This window comes from Streptomyces sp. NPDC001351 (genome assembly GCF_042896045.1).
Taxonomy (GTDB): Bacteria; Actinomycetota; Actinomycetes; order Streptomycetales; family Streptomycetaceae; genus Streptomyces.
Map to the genome: position 1 here is coordinate 28,649 of NZ_JBIAWS010000028.1, position 17,601 is coordinate 46,249.

Below are 17,601 nucleotides of genomic sequence, written 5' to 3' on the forward strand. Positions count from 1 at the left end.
CCCCCCCTTCCGTATCGCCTACACCTCGTGGACGAGCGCCTGCGCGATGTCCTCAGCGGACCGGCCGACGCGGACCTCGTGCCGTCCCCCGATCACGGACCAGCCTCCCCTCGCGGCATCCCAGCGCTGCCAGGCACGCTCGTCGAGCTCCACCTCCACCTCGGCTTCCTGCCCCGCGTCGAGCCGGATCCCGGTGAAGCCGGCGAGGCGGGCATCCGTCTCCCCGGGGGCGCGGACGTAGACCTGGACGACCTCACGGCCGCGGCGCTCCCCTGTGTTGGCTACCGGGAGGCGCACCGCCCAACGCCCTCCGCTCGCAACGAGCGAGGCCGTCCCGAGCCGCCAGGTCGTGTAGCCGAGTCCGGCGCCGAAGGCGAACCGGGCCTGGGTGCCGCTGCGACTGAGATGCCGGTAGCCGGTGGGTTCCCGGTAGACACGCCGCAGCTCGGCGTCGAGCGTCTCACCGTGCGTCGCACGGTCGGCGTCGCGCAGCGGCACCGTGACGGGCATCCGGCCACCGGGCTCGTCGTCCCCGGCCAGCACCCTGGCCAGCGCCGTGCCGTACCCCTGCCCGGCGAACCAGCTCTGCAGCACGGCGGGGACCGAGTCCGCCCAGGGCGCGTCGACGGGCCGTCCGGCGTTGACGACCACGACGGTGCGCGGATTCGCCCGGGCCACCGCGTCGACGAGTTCACGCTGGGCCTGAGGCAGAGCCGAGTGATCGAGGTCCTTGCTCTCCCGCGACGTCTCCAGTTCGTCGCCCACGACCAGGACGACGGCGTCGGCCGACGCGGCCGCCTGCCGCGCGCGCTCCAGGGCTCCGGGGGTGGCCGGCGGTGTGCAGCCCACGGTCAGCGCCTGGACGGGGCCGCCCGTCGCGACCATCTCGACGACCACGGTCACCGGTTCTCCCGCCCTCAGTTCCACCTGCCCGGTCGTGGTCTCGGCGCGGGCCACCTGTCCCATCACGTCCCCGGCGGCGGGCGCCGGCCGCCGGGCGAGCACCACGCCGTCGACCGACAGCGTGGTCGTACCGGATCCACCGGCACCGAACGTCCAGTGTCCGCCGGTCTCCGGGGTGAGGACGGCGGTGAGTCTGAGCGTGACCGGCTCGGTGGTCGGCCCGACGCCCGGGATGTTCCCGAACCAGATGAACGCGCTGTCGGCGCGGACTTCGGTCAGGGCGATGTGACCGTCGCGCAGGTACTCCAGCCGCACTCCGGGCTCCTTGTCCGGAGTGGTGACCCGGAAGGCACCGAGGGAGTCGGGCGGCAGTGTGTCGACCCCGGGTTCGTACACGACGTCGCAGAGGGGCCCGAAGCGTTCCCTCACCGCCTGGAGCGGGGTCGCCGGGGGCTGCTCGGGCCGGATCCGGCCGAACGTCGCTCCCTGGTAGCAGGGCCGGCCGGCGTTCGGTCCGATGACGGCGAGCCGTCGTGTCCCGGCCGGGTCGAGCGGGAGCAACGCGTCCTCGTTGCGCACCAGAACGAACGAGGCGGCGGCGGCGCGGACCAGAGTCTCCTGCGCCTGTTCGGGCGGTACGGAGGCGGCACCCGCGGCCACCTGCCGGTCGACGCCCTCGATGCCACCGACCCGCCGGGCCAGACGCAGCAGTCTCTCCACGGCGTCTTCCAGTCGCGCGTGCGGCACTTGACCCCGTTCCACCGCTTCGGCGAGCCGCGCACCGTAGTGGATCGCGGGACCGGGCATCTCCAGGTCGAGGCCGGCGAGCGCCGGGCCGACCGTCTCCTTGAGGGCGAAGTAGTCGGAGACGACGACCCCGTCGAAGCCCCACTCCTCCTTCACGATCGCCAGCAGTCCGGCGTGGGCCGTGCACGGTGTGCCGCCCAGCCGGTTGTAGGCGGCCATCAGCCCCCAGGCGCCGGCCCGGACGGCCATCTCGAAGGGGCGCAGATAGACCTCGCGCAATGTCGTGTCGTCGACCTCGGCGCTCATCGACTGGCGGGCTGTCTCGGTGTCGTTGCAGACCAGATGCTTGGGGAACGCCGCGACGCCCTGGTCCTGCAAGCCCGTCACGTAGGCCGCGCCGAGCACGCCGGCCAGGAACGGGTCCTCCGACAGCATCTCGAAGGTCCGGCCGGACAGCCCGGTCCTGGCCAGATTGAGATTGGGGGCGTAGACCGCGTCGAAACCGCGCCGACGCGCCTCCGACGCCTGCGCCGCCGCCACCCCGCCGACCACATCCGGGTCCCAGGTCGCCCCCAGCGCGATGCCGCTGGGCAGCAGCAAAGAGGTCTCCCGCTCGTCGAAGGTCGGACTGACCAGGCCCAGCGGCCCGTCGACCAGGTGCAACGACCGCAGACCGAAGGCCGGCTCGTCCAGGGTGCTCCAGCCCGTCTTCCCCGCGGTGAGGGAAGCGGCAGTCGGGAGCGGGTGCGCGGAGGCGTGCATGGCGACCTCTCGATGTCACTCAAACCAGAATATTGATTCTGTTCAAACCTAGGCAGCTCGGATCCGGCCAGTCAATACCGGGCGCACCCCTTGACGAGCATGAACCCCTCGCATATTTTCAGAATCCTAATTCTAATTCATTGCCGCGGCCCTTCGCCTCCGAGGCCATGCCTCACTTCCGAAAGGACTCCACCCGATGAGTCACCTGATCGTCGGCATCGGCGGCACCACCCGTCGTGGTTCCAGCAGCGAGCTCGCCGTCCACACCGCCCTCGCGGCCGCGGAACGGCGTGGCGCCCGCACGGTCCGCTTCGGAGGCGACTTCCTCGCCGCACTCCCCCACTACGCCCCCGAACGCACCGAACGGACCGACCAGCAGCGCCAACTGGTGGAGGCGGTGCGCCGGGCGGACGGCCTGGTGATCGGCTCACCCGGCTATCACGGCGGCATCTCCGGGCTCGTCAAGAACGCGCTCGATCTGCTGGAGGACCTCCGTGAGGACGAGCGCGTGTACTTCGACGGACGGGCCGTCGGACTGGTCGTGACGGCGGCCGGCTGGCAGGCGTGCGGCACCACCCTCGCCGCCCTGCGCAGTACCGTCCACGCCATGCGCGGCTGGCCCACCCCGCTCGGCGTCACCCTCAACTCCGGCCAGGGCCCGCTGTTCGCCCCGGACGGCACCTGCACCGAACCCACCGCCGCCGCCCAGCTCGACCTGCTGGGCCGGCAGGTCCACGAGTTCGCCCAGCGCTTCGCCGCTCCCGCGGGGGCGGTACGTGTCGCCTGACTCGGCCGGTTCCCGCACGGCCGCCCGCCACGACCGGGCGGCATGCAGGGCTGAATACACTGACTGAATGCCCACCACGCCACAGCAGCCCCCGCAGACCAGCGGTATCCGTGCCCCCAAACAGGAGCGCAGTCAGCGCTCCTTCGATCTGGTGCTCGACACGACCCTCGAGCTGCTCTCCGAGAAGGGCTACTCCGGTTTCGCCCTGACCGAGGTCAGCCGGCGCTCCGGGGTATCGGTGGGTTCGATCTACACCCGGGTCGACGGCAAGGACGACCTTCTGCGGGCGGCGCAGGCGCGGTTCCAGGAACGGCTGCTCGCCGCGCAGCGCGAAATGACGGACCCGCAGCGTTGGGCCGGCGTACCGCTCGCCCAGCTCGTCCCGCGGCTCATCGCGGAATTCGCCGGCGTGCTGGAACGGCAGGGAAGGACCCTGGGCGCCTTCCTCCAGCGAGGCGCCGTGGACCCGGCGGTGGCCAAGGTCGGCAAAGCCGGCTACATGGACGCCCGTGACCGGTTCATCGACCTGATCCTCTCCCGCCGCGACGAGATCCGGCACCCGGACCCGATTCGCGCCGTCAGCTCCTGCTTCACCACGGTCTACGCCGCGCTCGCCAGGGCGTTGGCCCTCGACGTCGCTCCCGAGGCCGCGGAGGGCAGCGACTTGCCGACACTGATCGAAGACCTCGGCGCGATGATGCTCGCCTTCCTGCGCTACGAAGGACAGTGACGGCCTCGACACGGCCGCCCGGGGCGACCGTCGTCGAGGCCGGTTCGACGCGAGCCGAGGGTCAGTCGGCTTCGCCCAACAGCCGGGCCAGCATGGTCTGCTGACGGCGGACCTGCTCCACGCTGTCCACGGGGAACGCGTCCTGGATGTGCCGGTTGCCCTCGTACTCACTGGAGAGGTAACCGTCGAAGTCGCCCTGGAGCAGGACGGGGACGATCTGTGCGTACGGGATGCTGTACTCCTCGCCGTCCTCGGTCATCTCGTAGAACTTGGCCTGGATGTGCCCGATGAGGGACATGTGGTCGAGCATCGCCTTCGGCTCGCTCCAGATGTAGTGAGTGGCTTGTCGCGCGAGCCCGAACTCCACCGGACCACCGCCCCGGTAGTTGACGATGTCCATGAGGGCGTGGGTGTCCTCGTGGTTGTCGTAGGTGCGCACGATCAGGTCGACGAGCTCCGGCCGGGCGCCGTCGCGCAGGGCGCGTTCGCTCACCACCCTGGGGAAGCGCTGGACGTAGGTGCCCATGTCGGGCATGAGGCCCAGCGCGGGTGACCGGAGGCGGTACATGACCTCGAGGTGCTGGAGGATCCAGGGGTGCTCGTAGTGGAACGGGGCGTGCACTTCGAGGAGCAGACGGACGCCCCGTTCCTCGGCGTAGCCGGCCACGGACTCCATGACCTCGGGCGGCGTATTGATGATCATGCGGATGACGTGCCCGCCGAGGCGTACGGCGATGTCGATGTCCCGGCGGACCGATGCCACCTGTTCCTCATGGCTGAGCCATCGTCCGGTGTGCAGCTTCGTGTCGAGAAACAGGTCGGTGGCCACCGGGACGGTGCCGTAGCGGTCCATCCAGCCGTGCCAGTCGGCCACGAAGGCGTCGGACAGGGCCGGGTAGCCGGGGATCGACTGCTCGGGGATGATCTCGATGCCGCGCGCGCCCATGCTCGCGGCGGCTGCCACGCAGTCCTCCAGTGTCATGGTGCGCAGGAAGAACTCCTCCTGGAAGGAGTAGAAGCTGACTCCGCGCCTGATCCTGTGCGAGCTGGGGGTGGTGGTGTCGGCCATGGGTCCTCGTCTCCGGTTTCTCGCTCGGGAAGTCTTGGGGGATCGGATGCCGGGGGTCAGCTCTTGAGCCCGCCGGAGAAGCCGTGCATCAGGTGTCGTTGCGCGACGACGAAGAGTATGAGGACGGGCAGCAGTGCGACCAGGATCCCCGCGAAGACGAGGTTCCAGCGGGTCGCCACCGAGCCGACGAACTCGTAGATCGCGAGCGGGAGAGGCACCTTGTCCGTGCCGGACAGGAAGACCAGCGGTGTGAAGAAGTCGTTCCAGACCAGGATTCCGCAGAGGGTGGCCACCGTCGCGGTCACCGGCCGCAGTTGGGGGAAGATGACACGCCGGAAGGTCCGGAAGGGCGTCGCTCCGTCCAGCAGGGCCGCTTCCTCGTAGTCCTTGGGCATGGCACGGATGAACCCGGTGTAGAGGAACACCGCCATGGGGATCCACAGTCCGCCGTAGAGCAGGATGATCCCCAGGTAGCTGCCGACCAGGCCCAGGGAGCGCATGATCGAGTACAGCGGGAGCAGCCCCAGCTGGAAGGGCACGATGATGCCGATCACGAACAGCAGGTAGAAGACGGCGCTCCAGCGTCCGGGCCGGCGGGCGATGGTGTAGGCGCACAGGGAGCCGACCATGATCAGCAGGGTGACGCTGCCGCCCGTGATGATCAGGCTGTTGAGCAGGGCGCGGCCGAGGTGCGCGGTGCTCCACGCCTCGGCGTAGTTGCCGATGTCGAGGCTGGTGGGCAGGTCGGTCGGGGCGCTGAAGATCTGGCTGTCGGGCTTCACCGACGTCATGACCAGCAGGTAGAGAGGGAAGAGCCACAGCAGCCCGGCCACGATAAGCACGATTTCGCGGGCGAGGGTGCGCCGGGTGTAGCGCTGCATTCCGGAGTTCATCGCATCCGCCTCTCACGGGAACGCAGAACGAGGAGTTGGGTGACCGAGGCGAGGGTGATCACAACGGTGAGGATCACGGCCAGCGCGGTGCCGTAGCCGAACCGGCCGAGGCTGAAGGTCTGTTCGTAGATGACCGTGGACAGGGTGTCCGTCTTGCCGGCGGGGCCGCCGCCCGTGAGCGCGACGACCTGGTCGAAGATGCCGAGTGCCATGATGGTGGTCAGGGTGAGGGCGATCGTGGTGGCCGGGGCGAGCAGGGGCAGGGTGATCGTGCGGAAGCGGCGCCAGGGGCCCGCGCCGTCGACGGAGGCCGCTTCGGTGAGTTCGGCGGGGATGGACTGCAGTCCGGTCAGATAGACGACCATGGCCAGGCCGGTGAACTGCCAGACGGTCACCACCGCCACCGCCCACTGGGCCCAGGTGGGGTCGGCGAGCCAGCTCCGTTCCCATGCGTCCAGTCCGACGGCGCCGAAGAGGTGGTTGAGCGGTCCGTCGATCTGGAAGATGTAGCGCCAGATGTAGGCGGTGGCCAGCGGGCTGAGGATGGCCGGCGCGAAGAAAACGGCGCGCACGATGTTGCGCGTCTTGATCGCCGAGTCCAGCGCGAGGGCGAGGGCCATGCCGAGGACGTTGCTCGCGATCACGACGGTCACCGCGAGCACGAGGGTGTTGACCAACGCCTGCCGGGAGTCCGGGTCGTTGAAGATCGTCTGGAAGTTGTCCAGGCCGACGATGTTGTAGACCGAGCTGAGCCCGTTCCAGTCGGTGAACGCATAGTTGGCACCGAGGACCGTGGGGAGGTAGCGGGCGGCCAGCAGGAGCAGCAGCCCCGGTGCGAGCCAGATCAACGGTGCCCGAGGGCGGCGCCTGGGGCGGCGCACCGGCCGCTGGCCGGTCTCGGCGGCCGGGGGCGCCTCAAGGGTGGTGGTCACGGGAACTCCCTGCGGGGTCGGGGTGAGGGCGGAGGAGGCGCCCCTTCGCTGTCGTCAACCGGTGGAGGAGGACGGGTGCCGGCGGGCACGGCGGTGCCGGCCGGCACCCGCGCTCACTTCTGCTGCCAGGCGCCGTCCATGCTCTTCAGGACGTCGGCGGGGCTCTGCTGGCCGGTCAGCAGTCCCTGGACGCCCTTGCCCAGGTCGTTGTAGACCTCGGGGTTGGGCCACGGGAGGTTGATCATGGGGTAGTTGTGCTTCTCGTCGGCCAGGATGCCGGAGAGCCCGCTCAGTGCGGGGTCGTCGAGCATCCCCTTCAGCGGCAGGTTGCCGGTCGCCTTGGCGTAGACCTCGCCGCCGCCGGTGGCGACGTACTGCAGGAACGTGGTGGCGGCCCCGTTCTTGGCGCCCTTGGTCGAGATGGCCAGCGCGTCGGACTGGGAGGAGTAGATGTTCGTTCCTTCCGCGGTCACGCCGGGCAGCGGGTGGGCTTCCAGTTGCAGGCTCGGCTCTATGCCGCGCAGCGCGGACAGCGCCCCCGTGGGGATGACGAAGGACAGGGCCTTGCCCTGCGCCAGGGCCGGGGCAGCCTGCGGAATGTCGGCCGCCTCGGCTCCCTTCTGGAAGCACCCGGCCTTCTTCATGTCGACGATGGCCTGGGTGGTGTTCTGCCAGCCCTTGCTGCCGGCGAACGTCGTTTTGCCTTGTGCTCGCTCGGAGTTGAACTTCGGCTGGTCGGCGAGCACGTAGTTGGCGGCGAGCGCGGAGGCGAACAGTCCTGAGTTCTCCGCGTTGGCGCCTGCCAAGGAGAGCAGGGACTTGCCCTGGCTGTTCACCTTCTTGCAGGCGGCCAGGAGTTCGTCCATCGTTCTGGGGATCTCGATGCCGCTGTTCTTCAGGGCGGTCGTGTTGTACACCTGGGCGACGACCACCCGGTCGAACGGGACTCCCCACAGGCCCCCGTCCTGGTAGAAGAGCTCGCGGGCGTTGGTGTCCACCACACCCTTGGTCCAGGATTGCTTGGCCAGATCGGCGGTGAGACCGGCGTCGGCCAGGTTGAGCAGGGAGGTGAGGCCTCCTCCGCCGGGCGCGGCGTAGAAGACGTCGGGCTGGTTGCCGCCACGCAGCCGGGTCCGCAGGGAGTCGGCGTAGCTGGTGCCGATCGGCAGGTACTCCGCCTTCACCTTGATGTCGGGGTACTTCTTCTCGAAGGCGGCGATGACCTCGTCCATGGGCTCCGTCTTGTTGCCGCTGGACTGGTAGAGGAGGGTCAGGCTGCCGCTGTCGGCGGGGGCGGCCACGGCTGCCGCGGAGGCGGCCTGGTTCTTGGTGCCGCCCCCGCCCCCGCAAGCGGACAGGGTGAGTGCCCCGGCCGCCGCGAGTGCGAGGACGATGGTCGATCGGGAGGCTGACTGCATGGCGCTGCCTTTCGGTTGGCGCTGGGCCGGCCCTCGGCGAGAGGGCGGTGCCGACGAGGAGGAGGGCGTCCTGATATCGGGGCGGCAGACGGACATGGGCCGCAGCGGTACGGACGGCGTGGGGACGCGGGACGTCCTCGTAGACCGTCCGGTACGGCGGGCCGTCCGAACGGCACGGGGCGAGTCTGTTTCGAGCGGTCCCGGCTCAGCTCCGGAAGGGAGTCACCGGGAAGGGGGAGCGGATCTTGTGGCGCGCATCGTTCGCTGTGTCCGCCCGTTGGTGTGCCGGGCACCGCGTAAGTTGCCGGCTTCGTTTCCCGCGGTGCCCGTACGGAGGCCGAGAGGTGACACGTCCACGGGGGCGTCAGGCGGGGCGGCGGTACGGCGCGAGCCGGGTGGAACACGTGGGGCCACAATGCCTCCTCTGCCGTAACCAGTCCGTTCTGGCGTGTGCGTCACGTTACGGGCGAGTGTGCGCGCCATAACGAACAAATTCAAGATTCTGATTCTAAAAAGAAAAAGTGGCGTGGGTCACTTCCGCCGGCGTTTCTTCCTCGCCCGCGCCTCGGTCGGAGCGACGCGGGCACGGACTCAGGCCACCCCGGCCCGGGGCGAAGCAGGAGCCGGTTTCGGCGGTGCGTCCCGCGGCAGAGCCAGGCCGCAGAGACCCGCTCCGAGAACCGCACCGGCGGCGACCAGCAGGGCCAGGCCGAAGCCCTGGGTCGTGGCCACGTCCTCACTGGTCCGCCCTGCGGCCGTGAGGACGGCCGTACGCGTGGCCGCCAGTGTGACCAGGGCGGCCAGGCCCACGGCTCCGCCGATCTGCTTGGCGGTGTTGAGCAGACCCGAGGCGAGCCCGGCTCTGTCGGGCCCGGCGCCCGCGACGGCGGTCAGTGTCAGTGGCAGTCCCGCCACGCTGAGCCCCGCCATGGAGAGGAACAGCGGAACCGCGACAAACCCCACGTAGCCACTGTCCGGGCCGAGCCGCGACAGCCACACCAGGGCCACGGCGGCGAGCAGTGAACCAGCCATGAAGACCGCGCGAGGGCCGAGGACGCCGACCAGCCGGGAGGCGGCCGCCGCGCCGAGCGCGACACCCGCGGCGCTGGGCAGCAGGGCCACACCGGCCCACAAGGGCGTCATGTCCCTCACGTTCTGCAGATAGAGGGAGAGGAAGAACATGGTCGCCGGCAGCACACCGCTGGTCAGCAGGGCCAGGGCGTTGGCCGTCATGAGAGCGCGGAGACGGAACACCGCCGGGGGGACGAGCGGGTGACGGGCACGCCGTTCCCACAGCAGGAAACCGGTCAGCAGCAGCACCGCCGCCCCGAGCAGGGACAGGGTGGGCGCCGAGGTCCAGCCGCGGCCCTCCGACACCACGATCGCCGCCACGACACCGGACGTTCCGAGGGTCACCGCGAGCGAGCCCGGCACGTCGAGCCGCCCTCGCGCCGCGCCTCGCGCCGCGCCTCGCGACGCGCCGGGCAGCGCGCCGGCTGCGGCGAGGGACAGGACGACTCCCAGGGGCACGTTGACGAACAGCACCCAACGCCACCCGAGCAGCCCGGTGAGCAGCCCGCCGAAGACGCCTCCCAGCGCTCCACCAGCCCCGGCCGCCGCCGTCAGCACGGCGAGCGCCCGGGCTCTGGCGTGGGACTGGGGGAAGGTGGTCGTCAGCACCGTCAGTGTCGTGGGCACCACCAGCGCTCCGCCCAGCCCCTGAACGAAACGCGCCGCGACCAGGTGCCAGCCCGTCTGGGCCAGGCCACCCGCCAGGCTCGCCGCGGTGAACAGCGCCAGCCCGGCGAGGAAGACACGTCTGCTCCCCAGCAGGTCGGCGGCGCGCCCACCGAGCAGCAGAAAGCCGGCGAAGGTCAGGGCATAGCCGTTGACCACCCACTGCAGCCCGCCGGGCGACAGACCGAGACTCTCGCGCATCGACGGCAGGGCGACGTTGACGATCGACACGTCCAGCACACAGATGAACTGGGCCGCGCAGGCGATCGCCAGGATCACCCATGGGCGCCTGGGGGCGACGGCGTCGAGGCCGTGGCCACCGTCCGTGTGCGGTTCTGGCGGGGGCGTCACAGATCGACCGCCCGACGGTTCGAGGACTGCGCCGACGACCGGCACGGGGGACGTTCGGCGCAGGCGCGCAGCGTGTCGTGCTCCTTGGCGCCAGGGTCCGACGAAGCACCCACGGTCCTCCCGCGGGAGTGAGTGTCGCCGCTCACCGGGACCGGAACCGCGGCATGACCTCGGTGGCGAAGAGCTCCAGCGAGCGCTTGCCCCATTCCGTGCGCTCCGGGGTCAGCGTCCCGCCCAGGAAGCCACCGAGGATGTTGCCGATACCCACGTCGGCGACCTCACGCAGGTGCTCGGTGACCGTCTCCGGACTGCCCCACAGGCACCAGGTGCGCTGCCAGCCCGGGTTCCGGGCGTTGTGGACCGCTCCGAGTTCGACGCCGCTGAGCCGTTCGGCAGCCTTGTTGGCCGTGTGTTCCCGCTCGACCGCCGTCTGGTAGAGGTCGATGATCTGCTGGAACTCCTCCTCGGCCTGCTCATCGGTCGGTGCGACATGGACGTGCTGGTAGGTGTGCGTGGTCCAGCTCAGCGCATGGTCCACCAGATCCTGGGGATGGCCGGCCGCCCCCAGGGCGTCCCGGTAGGCGGCGAAATGCTTGCGGAGGTGCGACAGGGGCTCGCCGTCGTCGAGCGCGGGCGGAGTGAAGGCGGGTATGAAGGCCGGCTGCGCGAGATCGGCGGCCCGCTGGGTGCTGGAGGGACGCAAGGCCACCGACATCAGCTGCGGGCCGCGCGACGAGTGCGCCACGGGCACGATGCGCGAGACGACGGCGCCCTTGTACGAACCGTTGTCGAAGAGGACCGGTTCGTCGTCCGGCTTCTTGTCCCACAGCCGCCGCACGATCTCCAGGTTGGACACGGAGAGCTGTGGGGTGTCCTTGTAGTTGATGCCCAGCCCGATCATCTCCTCGGGCGTGGTGCCGCTGCCGGTTCCCACAAGGATCTTGCCGTCCGTCAGCTGGTCGAGAAGGTTCAGCCGCTCGGCGAAGCGGACGGGGTGGTGCAGCGGAATCGTCTGCACCGAGAAGCCGAAGTGCAGCCGGGGCAGCAGAGCCGAGAGGTAGGCCGCGAACATCATCGGGTCACTGGCCGGCGGGGCGTACCCGGTGAAGTGGTGGTCCGGCAGAAACACCGCGTCGAACCCGAGCCGCTCGGCGTCGACGGCGTGCTCGACCATCGCCTTCATGACGTCGCGGTCCTCGTGCGGGCCGGCCGAACGGGTGGTGAGAAAGGCAGAGAAGCGCACAGAAACCTCCTGGCCGATGCAACGGACCGGGTGAGTGGTGACAGGGAAATGCCTTCGAGGGAGTCGGACCGTGGTGATCCCTGGAGAAGGCCGGCCCGACGACGCCTCTGCCACCGCGGCCTGGACGGGCACACAGGCGAACACGGCGTGCGTCGGGACGGCACTCCCGCCCGCCTTACGGCAGGACGGTGCCGCGTGGTGCCAGGCCACCCGGCCGGGTCCAATCCCCGGTCAGGGGCACTACTGACACCCCCTCACATCAAATTCAGAATCCTGATTCTGTTGAAGAGTAGGCGTCGCTCCCGGCATCGTCAACAGCCCTGACCTCCTCGGGCGCAGCGGTGAGCTCGCCGTCCGCACAGCCTTGGCGGCCGCCGAGCGGCGCGGCGAGACGCGGCGGCAGCACTGGCCCGATGGCCGGCAGGCGTGCGGCACGACGCTCCCGGCACTGCGCTACGTCGTCCCTGCGCACGGGCGGCCCAGCCCGCGCGGCGGCACACGCGACTCCGTCCCGGTCAGGGCCCGCTGTCGGCTCCGGACGGCACCTGCACCGAGCTGGCCTCGATCGCCCGGCGGGACCTGGATCGACGGATCCGGCTCGGTCCGCAGGAAGGGCAGGGCCCACATCCCCGAAATCCTCGACCAGCGGTGAGACCGCTTCCCTCGGCCGCTTCGGAGGCGGCGTCGAGCCCCACGCCGCGCGCCAGGGCCGTGTGGACGCGAGGGGTGGAGAGGGAGGTCAGAGGGCGAGGTTCCTTCAGGCGTTCCGTGCCTGCGAGGCGCGCACGTAGGCGCGGCCGTAGTCGTTGCCGTGCGGAGTACGCGGCACGGTGTGGATGTGGAAGGGCTTGGGGGTGTCGTAGTCGAGGAAGACGCCGCAGTGGTGGTCGAGTTCGGCGATGAGCACCGGCGACTGGAGCCGGTAGTAGAAGACGTCGCCGACCTCGTGCCCGCCGATCCAGCTGAACCAGGTCTCGTCGAGGTGGTCGCGGATCTCGCGCATCCGGGCCGCGCGCGGGCCGTCCGGCAGCAGGGACACGAACGACTCGGCGATCGCCAGGAGGATCTCCCGGGCCTGCTCGGGCATGTCCGTGGCCCGCAGGCCCTCGGCGGGAATCACCCGGTTGTCCTGGAAGGCCCCGGCGAGGTGGCGTTCGTCGCCGGGGTGGATGCGGCCGGGTGGCATGGCGGGGTCGACCATGTGCTCGTACACGGTCGCGGTGGCGCGCAGGTCCTGCGGGAGCGCGGCCATCAGGTCCGTGCCGAGCCGGATCCGGTCGGTCAGGGCCACCGTGCCGGCGTGCGGGCCGTCGTCGATCTCGTTGGGTTCGGCGCCGAGGAAGACCGGGCTGACGACCATGCGGCCCTCGACGACCAGGCAGTGGACAGCGCAGTGGTGGCCGAACAGCTGCCAGCCCCATGGGGCGGTGGGGTCGGGATCGCTGTAGAGCGCGATGTTGTAGCTGAACTCGTTGAGGATGCTCTGCAGGCCCACGACCTCGCCGAGGAAGCCGTTGATCAGCATCATGTCGTGCACCAGGCGGAAGCCGTCGGGGCTCAGCGAGGCCTCGACCAGGGCGAGGGCCTTCTTGCGGACCTCGGGGGGCTGGAACTCCAGACGGATGCCGGTGTCGATCTGCAGGAACTCCGGGTTGGCCCAGGTCTGCCACTCGACCGCGTCCACCGGGTGGCACAGCTTGGCGCGGCCCTCGTCGTCCAGCGCCGCCAGCAGGTCCCGCGCCGCGGCGACCATGTCGGCGACGGGAGCTTCCTCACCGGGGCGGACCGGCTCCCAGGCGTGTACCTCGGGCCGGAGCGTGCCGTTCTCGGTCACTCCGCGGAATTCGGCGTACTGCAGGGGTTTCCAGCCGCGGATCAGCTCGCCGGTGAACGGGCCCGCCTTGGCGGCCTCCCGGTATGCGTAGGCGTCCATGCCTCTGATCGAGGACAGGCGGGGCGAGTCGGACGGGTAGAGGTACTTGCGGTACTGGGCTGATGACATGACGGCTCCCGTGCCCCCGTACGTTCAGTCGGTGTGGTTGTGGCGCGCGACGGCCGCCCGGACGGCGTCCTCGTCCCCGGCTGCGATCGCCTCCACCAGGTCGGAGTGGATCCGCAGCCGCTTCGCGCGGTAGGCGTCGGGGTCCCGGTCGGTGGCGCGCGCGGTGGACGAGGTGAGGTGCCCGAGCGTGCCGACGTAGACCGCGCGGGCCATGGTGTTCGGGCACAGCTGCGCGATGCGCTCGTGCAGCGCCCAGTTGGCGCGCAGGAAGACGTCCCAGTCCGGCGCGGCCGCCATGTCGTCCAGGCAGGCTCGCAGCGCCTGGACGTCGGCCTTGCCCGCGCACCGGGCGGCGCCGACGGTGATGAGCTCCTCCAGGTGGTTGCGGAGCTCGATGGCGTCCGCGACCGTGCCGGGCTCCCCCACCACGCTGAGCAGGGTGTGCCGCAGCCGGACCACCGGGCTCTGGTCCGCGACGAACAGTCCGCCCCCGCGACCGGGGCGGATCTCCAGCACCCCACGGTCGCGCAGGAGCCGGATGGCCTCACTGACCGTGGCGCGTGCCAGTCCGGACTCCTGCCGGATCTCCTCGATGGTGCCGATCGCGGAGCCGGGATTCAGTCCGCGGACGCGGTCTTCGAGGGCACCGGCGAGTTGCTCGGCCCGTGTGCCGCCGGGAGCACTCAGGCCGGCCAGCAGGGCGCGGTTCTCGGTGACCATGACGCCATTCAACCATAAAGGTTATAACCTTTAGAACCTATGGCGTGACTGTTCTCTTCCGAAGTGGAGAAGTGCGGATGCGGATCGTTGGAGTGGCGTACGGCGACGAGGTGCGGGTTGCGAATCTGTCGCCGGACGGCGACCGGCTCACCGTGGTGGCCGGGCTGCGGGAGTTCTGGGCCGACCCCGATGCATGGCTGGCCCGCGCCCCGACCGGGGAGGTGGTACCCGCGGGCGAGGCACGCCTGGTGCCGCCGGTGCTACCTGAGGCACAGATGCTGTGCGTTGGTCTCAACTACCTCGAACACGCCGCCGAAGGGTCCTACCGCGACCAGGAACTGCCCGAGCACCCCACGCTGTTCGCGCGGTGGACGCGGTCGCTGACAGTCGGCGGGGCCGAGATCCCCGTGCCCTCCACCGAGGACGGTCTCGACTGGGAGGGCGAGATCGTGGCCTGGGTGGGCCGACCTCTGGTGGACGCGGACCCTGCCGAGGCGCTCGACGCGGTGGTCGGCTACTCGACGTTCAACGACGTCACCGCGCGGCGGGCGCAGAAACTGACCTCACAGTGGACCCTCGGGAAGAACGCCGACCGCTCCGGCCCGCTGGGCCCCCTGGTGCCCGCCGGCGAGGTGGGTGACCTGCGGGACGGACTGCGGGTGCGGACCCGGGTCAACGGCACGACCGTCCAGGACGCCTCCACCAGCCAGATGATCCACCACGTGGGCGAGACACTGGCCCACATCTCCCGCACCCTCACACTGCACCCCGGCGACCTGCTGGCCACCGGCACCCCGTCCGGCGTCGGCTACGCCCGCACACCGCCCTGGCTGCTGCGGCCCGGTGACGTGGTGGAGGTCGAGGTCGAGCGCCTCGGGACACTCCGCAACACGATCGTGGACGGGGAGCACCGCCGGAAAACCCCTCTCGGGGATCCGCTCGATTGAGGACGACGGTGTGATCAGGGCGTCCCCGAGCGGGGTGGCCCGGCCCCGGCGCCGGGACGCGTCGAATGGGGGCGCTCGCACAATGCGCTTGGGGGACGTCGACAAGGTGCACCCGTTTGTGCAAATCCATGTCCGTCGGGTCAAGGCCGAGTGGCAGTGGCGCCACCTCCAGGACTACTCGAAGCCGACGATCGCCATGGTCAACGGCTGGTGCTTCGGCGGCACGTTCGTCCCTCTGGTCGGCTGCGACCTCGCCATCGCGGCGGAGGACGTACTACATCATGACCGGCCGCACCTCCGACGGCCGGACCGCGGAGTCGATGCGTCTGGTGAAGGAAAGGACGTGAAACGCGCCGCCGGAGATGTGGTCCTGCAGAACGGAACTCGACACGCCAGGCGCAGCCGGTCAGGCTTCGAAGCGCTGCCGGGCCGACTCGATGTGCCGGAAGTAGCGGTAGGTCCACTCGCACATCCCGTCGACCGTCGCCCGCAGTCCATGGCCCGCTTCGGTGAGGGTGTACTCGACGCGGGGCGGGACGGTGGGGTGGACGGTCCGCTCGGCCAGGCCGTTGCGCTCCAGCATGCGCAGGTTCTGGGTGAGCATCTTGTGGCTGATGCCCTCGACCCGGCTGCGCAGCTCGCTGAAGCGCAGGGTGCCCTCCCCCAGGGCTTCGATGATCAACAGCGCCCACTTGTTGGCGACGTCGGAGAAGATCTCCCGCGCCAGGGAATCGGCGAGTCGCAGATTGGCGTCGTCGGCTGATCCGCTGAGCTGCTTGGTCACCATCAGGTTCCCCAGTCACTGAAAAGTGCATTCTTCCATGTCAACCCACACTCTCCTACGGTTCCTGAGTAACCACAAGAGACCACAGGGGTCTGGTTTGACGAACCCGGGCTTACCGAAGCCCGGACAAGGAGGAGGACAGCATGGCCATCACCCTGAAGAACCCCGTTGGACTGCCGAGCATCGATGTCTACCGGCATGTGGCGATCGCCTCCGGTTCGAAGCCGGTCTTCATCGCCGGTCAGGTCGCCTGGGACGCGGAAGGGGTCACGGTCGGCGAGGGCGACCTCGCCGCGCAGGTCGAGCAGTGCTACTTCAACATCGCCACCGCGCTGGAAGAGGCGGGCGGTTCCTTCGACGACGTGGCGAAACTGACCTTCTACGTCGTCGACTGGACCGCCGACAAGATGCCCCCGCTTCTGGAGGGAATCTCCCGGGCGGCCGCGAAGCTGGGGGTCACTCCGGTGCCGCCGACCACGCTGATCGGCGTCGCGGCGCTGGACGTCCCCGAGCATCTGGTCGAGATCGAAGCCACCGCGGTCCTCGACTGACCATGTGCCAGATTCGGCGTGGATCGAGACGGACACTCCGTGGACCGCAGGGCGCCGGCATCAGGAATTCGGCGTAGAGTCGAACCGTAATGCGGTCAAGCGATCCATCATGCGGACCGACGGGGCGGCTCGCAGCTACGATCAGAAGTAGTCCGCAGGCCGCCTCACTACGATGTCGGGGTCCACCACCGAAGGAGAGAGCGTGAGCGAGTCGTCGGACACGCGGCAGGGAATGCAGTCGGTGCTGCGATCCCTCGAGGTCCTCGAGGCCGTCGCCCTGTCACAGCCCGTCGGCATCAGCGCCCTCGCGAGGTCGCTGGGAATCCCGAAGGCGACGGTCCACCGGATCCTGCGCACTCTCGGCGAGGCCGGCTGGCTGGCCCCGCAGGGAGCACCGGGGGAACAGCGCTGGGTCCTGACTGCCCGGGCGCTCGCGGTCGGAGCAAGGGTCATGACTCAGGACGACCTCCGAGAACGAGCCCGCCCCGTCCTCGAAGAGCTCGGCCGGCGAACCGACGAGAACATCCACCTGTCCGTCCCGGACGGCGAGTCGCTGGTCCTGATCGACAAGGTGCCGTCCACCCGGCCCGTTCAGACGGTCGCGCAGGTCGGCGAGCGGGTCCCAATGGTCCTTACGGCGTCGGGCTGGGCGTACCTCTCCCGGCTCCCGGTGTCGGAGCGGGCCGCCCGAGTCCCGTCCGTGGTCGAGCTGGCCACCGGCGCGCGCCTTACCCGCAAGGAGGTTCTCGCCGAGCTGGAGGCCGTCGCGGGACGGGGTTTTTCCGTCAACTCGGGGCGGTGGCGGCCGGACGTCTCCGCGGTCGGTTCGGCAATCAGCGATCGCCGGGGGCAGCCCGTGGCCGCCCTGTCGATCTCGTTGCCCAGCTACCGACTCACCGACGATCTCCACGAGCCGTACGGACAGTTGGTGATGGAGGCGACCGAGCGGATCTCGGCGGAACTCGCGCGCCGCTGACGAACGCCCGGCGACTGCCGGGTGCGTACCGTACGTACTTCACTTCCGG

At 70.0% G+C, this 17,601-nt stretch carries 15 protein-coding genes; 5 read left to right on the forward strand and 10 right to left on the reverse strand.

Annotation, left to right across the window (positions count from 1 at the left end; all coding sequences use genetic code 11):
- Positions 1–18 precede the first annotated feature (18 nt).
- Positions 19–2,412: a glycoside hydrolase family 3 protein gene (locus ACFY1U_RS49830; protein ID WP_390700747.1), complete on the reverse strand. Its 2,394-nt coding sequence runs from the start codon at positions 2,410–2,412 to the stop codon at positions 19–21.
- Between the two features lie 196 nt (positions 2,413–2,608).
- On the opposite strand from ACFY1U_RS49830, the gene ACFY1U_RS49835 reads away from it, so the two are divergent.
- Both ACFY1U_RS49835 and ACFY1U_RS49840 read left to right on the forward strand, forming a co-directional pair.
- Entirely contained in the window at positions 2,609–3,199 is a 591-nt protein-coding gene (locus ACFY1U_RS49835; protein WP_390700748.1) for an NADPH-dependent FMN reductase, read from the forward strand.
- A 67-nt stretch (positions 3,200–3,266) separates the two neighbouring features.
- Positions 3,267–3,929 carry a TetR/AcrR family transcriptional regulator gene (locus tag ACFY1U_RS49840; protein ID WP_390700749.1) on the forward strand — a complete coding sequence of 221 codons (663 nt, stop codon included), beginning with the start codon at positions 3,267–3,269 and terminating at the stop codon, positions 3,927–3,929.
- Positions 3,930–3,990: 61 nt separating this feature from the next.
- Here the strand turns inward: ACFY1U_RS49840 and ACFY1U_RS49845 are convergent, their stop codons facing one another.
- The 8 genes from ACFY1U_RS49845 to ACFY1U_RS49880 all read right to left on the reverse strand — a co-directional run bounded on the left by ACFY1U_RS49845 (position 3,991) and on the right by ACFY1U_RS49880 (position 14,294).
- Positions 3,991–4,998 carry a sugar phosphate isomerase/epimerase family protein gene (locus ACFY1U_RS49845; RefSeq protein ID WP_390700750.1) on the reverse strand — a complete coding sequence of 336 codons (1,008 nt, stop codon included), beginning with the start codon at positions 4,996–4,998 and terminating at the stop codon, positions 3,991–3,993.
- Between the two features lie 56 nt (positions 4,999–5,054).
- Positions 5,055–5,891: a carbohydrate ABC transporter permease gene (locus tag ACFY1U_RS49850; RefSeq protein WP_390700751.1), complete on the reverse strand. Its 837-nt coding sequence runs from the start codon at positions 5,889–5,891 to the stop codon at positions 5,055–5,057.
- Positions 5,888–6,823: a carbohydrate ABC transporter permease gene (locus ACFY1U_RS49855; protein ID WP_390700752.1), complete on the reverse strand. Its 936-nt coding sequence runs from the start codon at positions 6,821–6,823 to the stop codon at positions 5,888–5,890. Before ACFY1U_RS49855 ends, ACFY1U_RS49850 begins: the two co-directional genes overlap by 4 nt.
- A gap of 113 nt (positions 6,824–6,936) precedes the next feature.
- Positions 6,937–8,241 (reverse strand): ABC transporter substrate-binding protein, encoded by a 1,305-nt coding sequence (locus ACFY1U_RS49860; RefSeq protein ID WP_390700753.1) that lies wholly within the window; start codon positions 8,239–8,241, stop codon positions 6,937–6,939.
- Positions 8,242–8,832: 591 nt separating this feature from the next.
- A complete protein-coding gene (locus tag ACFY1U_RS49865; protein WP_390700754.1) occupies positions 8,833–10,329 on the reverse strand; it encodes an MFS transporter in 1,497 nt (498 codons plus the stop codon).
- 142 nt (positions 10,330–10,471) lie between these two features.
- Positions 10,472–11,572 carry an LLM class flavin-dependent oxidoreductase gene (locus ACFY1U_RS49870; RefSeq protein WP_390700755.1) on the reverse strand — a complete coding sequence of 367 codons (1,101 nt, stop codon included), beginning with the start codon at positions 11,570–11,572 and terminating at the stop codon, positions 10,472–10,474.
- 757 nt (positions 11,573–12,329) lie between these two features.
- Positions 12,330–13,574, reverse strand: a complete 1,245-nt coding sequence (locus ACFY1U_RS49875) for a DUF3500 domain-containing protein (protein ID WP_390700756.1) — start codon at positions 13,572–13,574, stop codon at positions 12,330–12,332.
- 24 nt (positions 13,575–13,598) lie between these two features.
- Positions 13,599–14,294 carry a FadR/GntR family transcriptional regulator gene (locus tag ACFY1U_RS49880; protein WP_390700757.1) on the reverse strand — a complete coding sequence of 232 codons (696 nt, stop codon included), beginning with the start codon at positions 14,292–14,294 and terminating at the stop codon, positions 13,599–13,601.
- Between the two features lie 77 nt (positions 14,295–14,371).
- On the opposite strand from ACFY1U_RS49880, the gene ACFY1U_RS49885 reads away from it, so the two are divergent.
- Positions 14,372–15,241, forward strand: a complete 870-nt coding sequence (locus ACFY1U_RS49885) for a fumarylacetoacetate hydrolase family protein (protein ID WP_390700758.1) — start codon at positions 14,372–14,374, stop codon at positions 15,239–15,241.
- Positions 15,242–15,647: 406 nt separating this feature from the next.
- On the opposite strand, the gene ACFY1U_RS49890 is transcribed toward ACFY1U_RS49885, so the two are convergent.
- A complete protein-coding gene (locus ACFY1U_RS49890) occupies positions 15,648–16,028 on the reverse strand; it encodes a winged helix-turn-helix transcriptional regulator (RefSeq protein WP_390700759.1) in 381 nt (126 codons plus the stop codon).
- A 140-nt stretch (positions 16,029–16,168) separates the two neighbouring features.
- On the opposite strand from ACFY1U_RS49890, the gene ACFY1U_RS49895 reads away from it, so the two are divergent.
- Positions 16,169–16,576: a RidA family protein gene (locus ACFY1U_RS49895; protein ID WP_390700760.1), complete on the forward strand. Its 408-nt coding sequence runs from the start codon at positions 16,169–16,171 to the stop codon at positions 16,574–16,576.
- A gap of 202 nt (positions 16,577–16,778) precedes the next feature.
- Complete coding sequence (locus ACFY1U_RS49900; RefSeq protein WP_390700761.1) at positions 16,779–17,552, forward strand: IclR family transcriptional regulator; 774 nt, start codon at positions 16,779–16,781, stop codon at positions 17,550–17,552.
- Positions 17,553–17,601 lie beyond the last annotated feature (49 nt).

Bases quoted from the DNA above. Each gene is read 5' to 3' on its own strand.
- ACFY1U_RS49850 (WP_390700751.1), bottom strand. From the start codon at position 5,891: ATGAACTCCGGAATGCAGCGCTACACCCGGCGCACCCTCGCCCGCGAA.
- ACFY1U_RS49895 (WP_390700760.1), top strand. From the start codon at position 16,169: ATGGCCATCACCCTGAAGAACCCCGTTGGACTGCCGAGCATCGATGTC.
- ACFY1U_RS49875 (WP_390700756.1), bottom strand. From the start codon at position 13,574: ATGTCATCAGCCCAGTACCGCAAGTACCTCTACCCGTCCGACTCGCCC.
- ACFY1U_RS49860 (WP_390700753.1), bottom strand. From the start codon at position 8,241: ATGCAGTCAGCCTCCCGATCGACCATCGTCCTCGCACTCGCGGCGGCC.
- ACFY1U_RS49880 (WP_390700757.1), bottom strand. From the start codon at position 14,294: ATGGTCACCGAGAACCGCGCCCTGCTGGCCGGCCTGAGTGCTCCCGGC.
- ACFY1U_RS49845 (WP_390700750.1), bottom strand. From the start codon at position 4,998: ATGGCCGACACCACCACCCCCAGCTCGCACAGGATCAGGCGCGGAGTC.
- ACFY1U_RS49835 (WP_390700748.1), top strand. From the start codon at position 2,609: ATGAGTCACCTGATCGTCGGCATCGGCGGCACCACCCGTCGTGGTTCC.
- ACFY1U_RS49885 (WP_390700758.1), top strand. From the start codon at position 14,372: ATGCGGATCGTTGGAGTGGCGTACGGCGACGAGGTGCGGGTTGCGAAT.
- ACFY1U_RS49840 (WP_390700749.1), top strand. From the start codon at position 3,267: ATGCCCACCACGCCACAGCAGCCCCCGCAGACCAGCGGTATCCGTGCC.
- ACFY1U_RS49890 (WP_390700759.1), bottom strand. From the start codon at position 16,028: ATGGTGACCAAGCAGCTCAGCGGATCAGCCGACGACGCCAATCTGCGA.
- ACFY1U_RS49830 (WP_390700747.1), bottom strand. From the start codon at position 2,412: ATGCACGCCTCCGCGCACCCGCTCCCGACTGCCGCTTCCCTCACCGCG.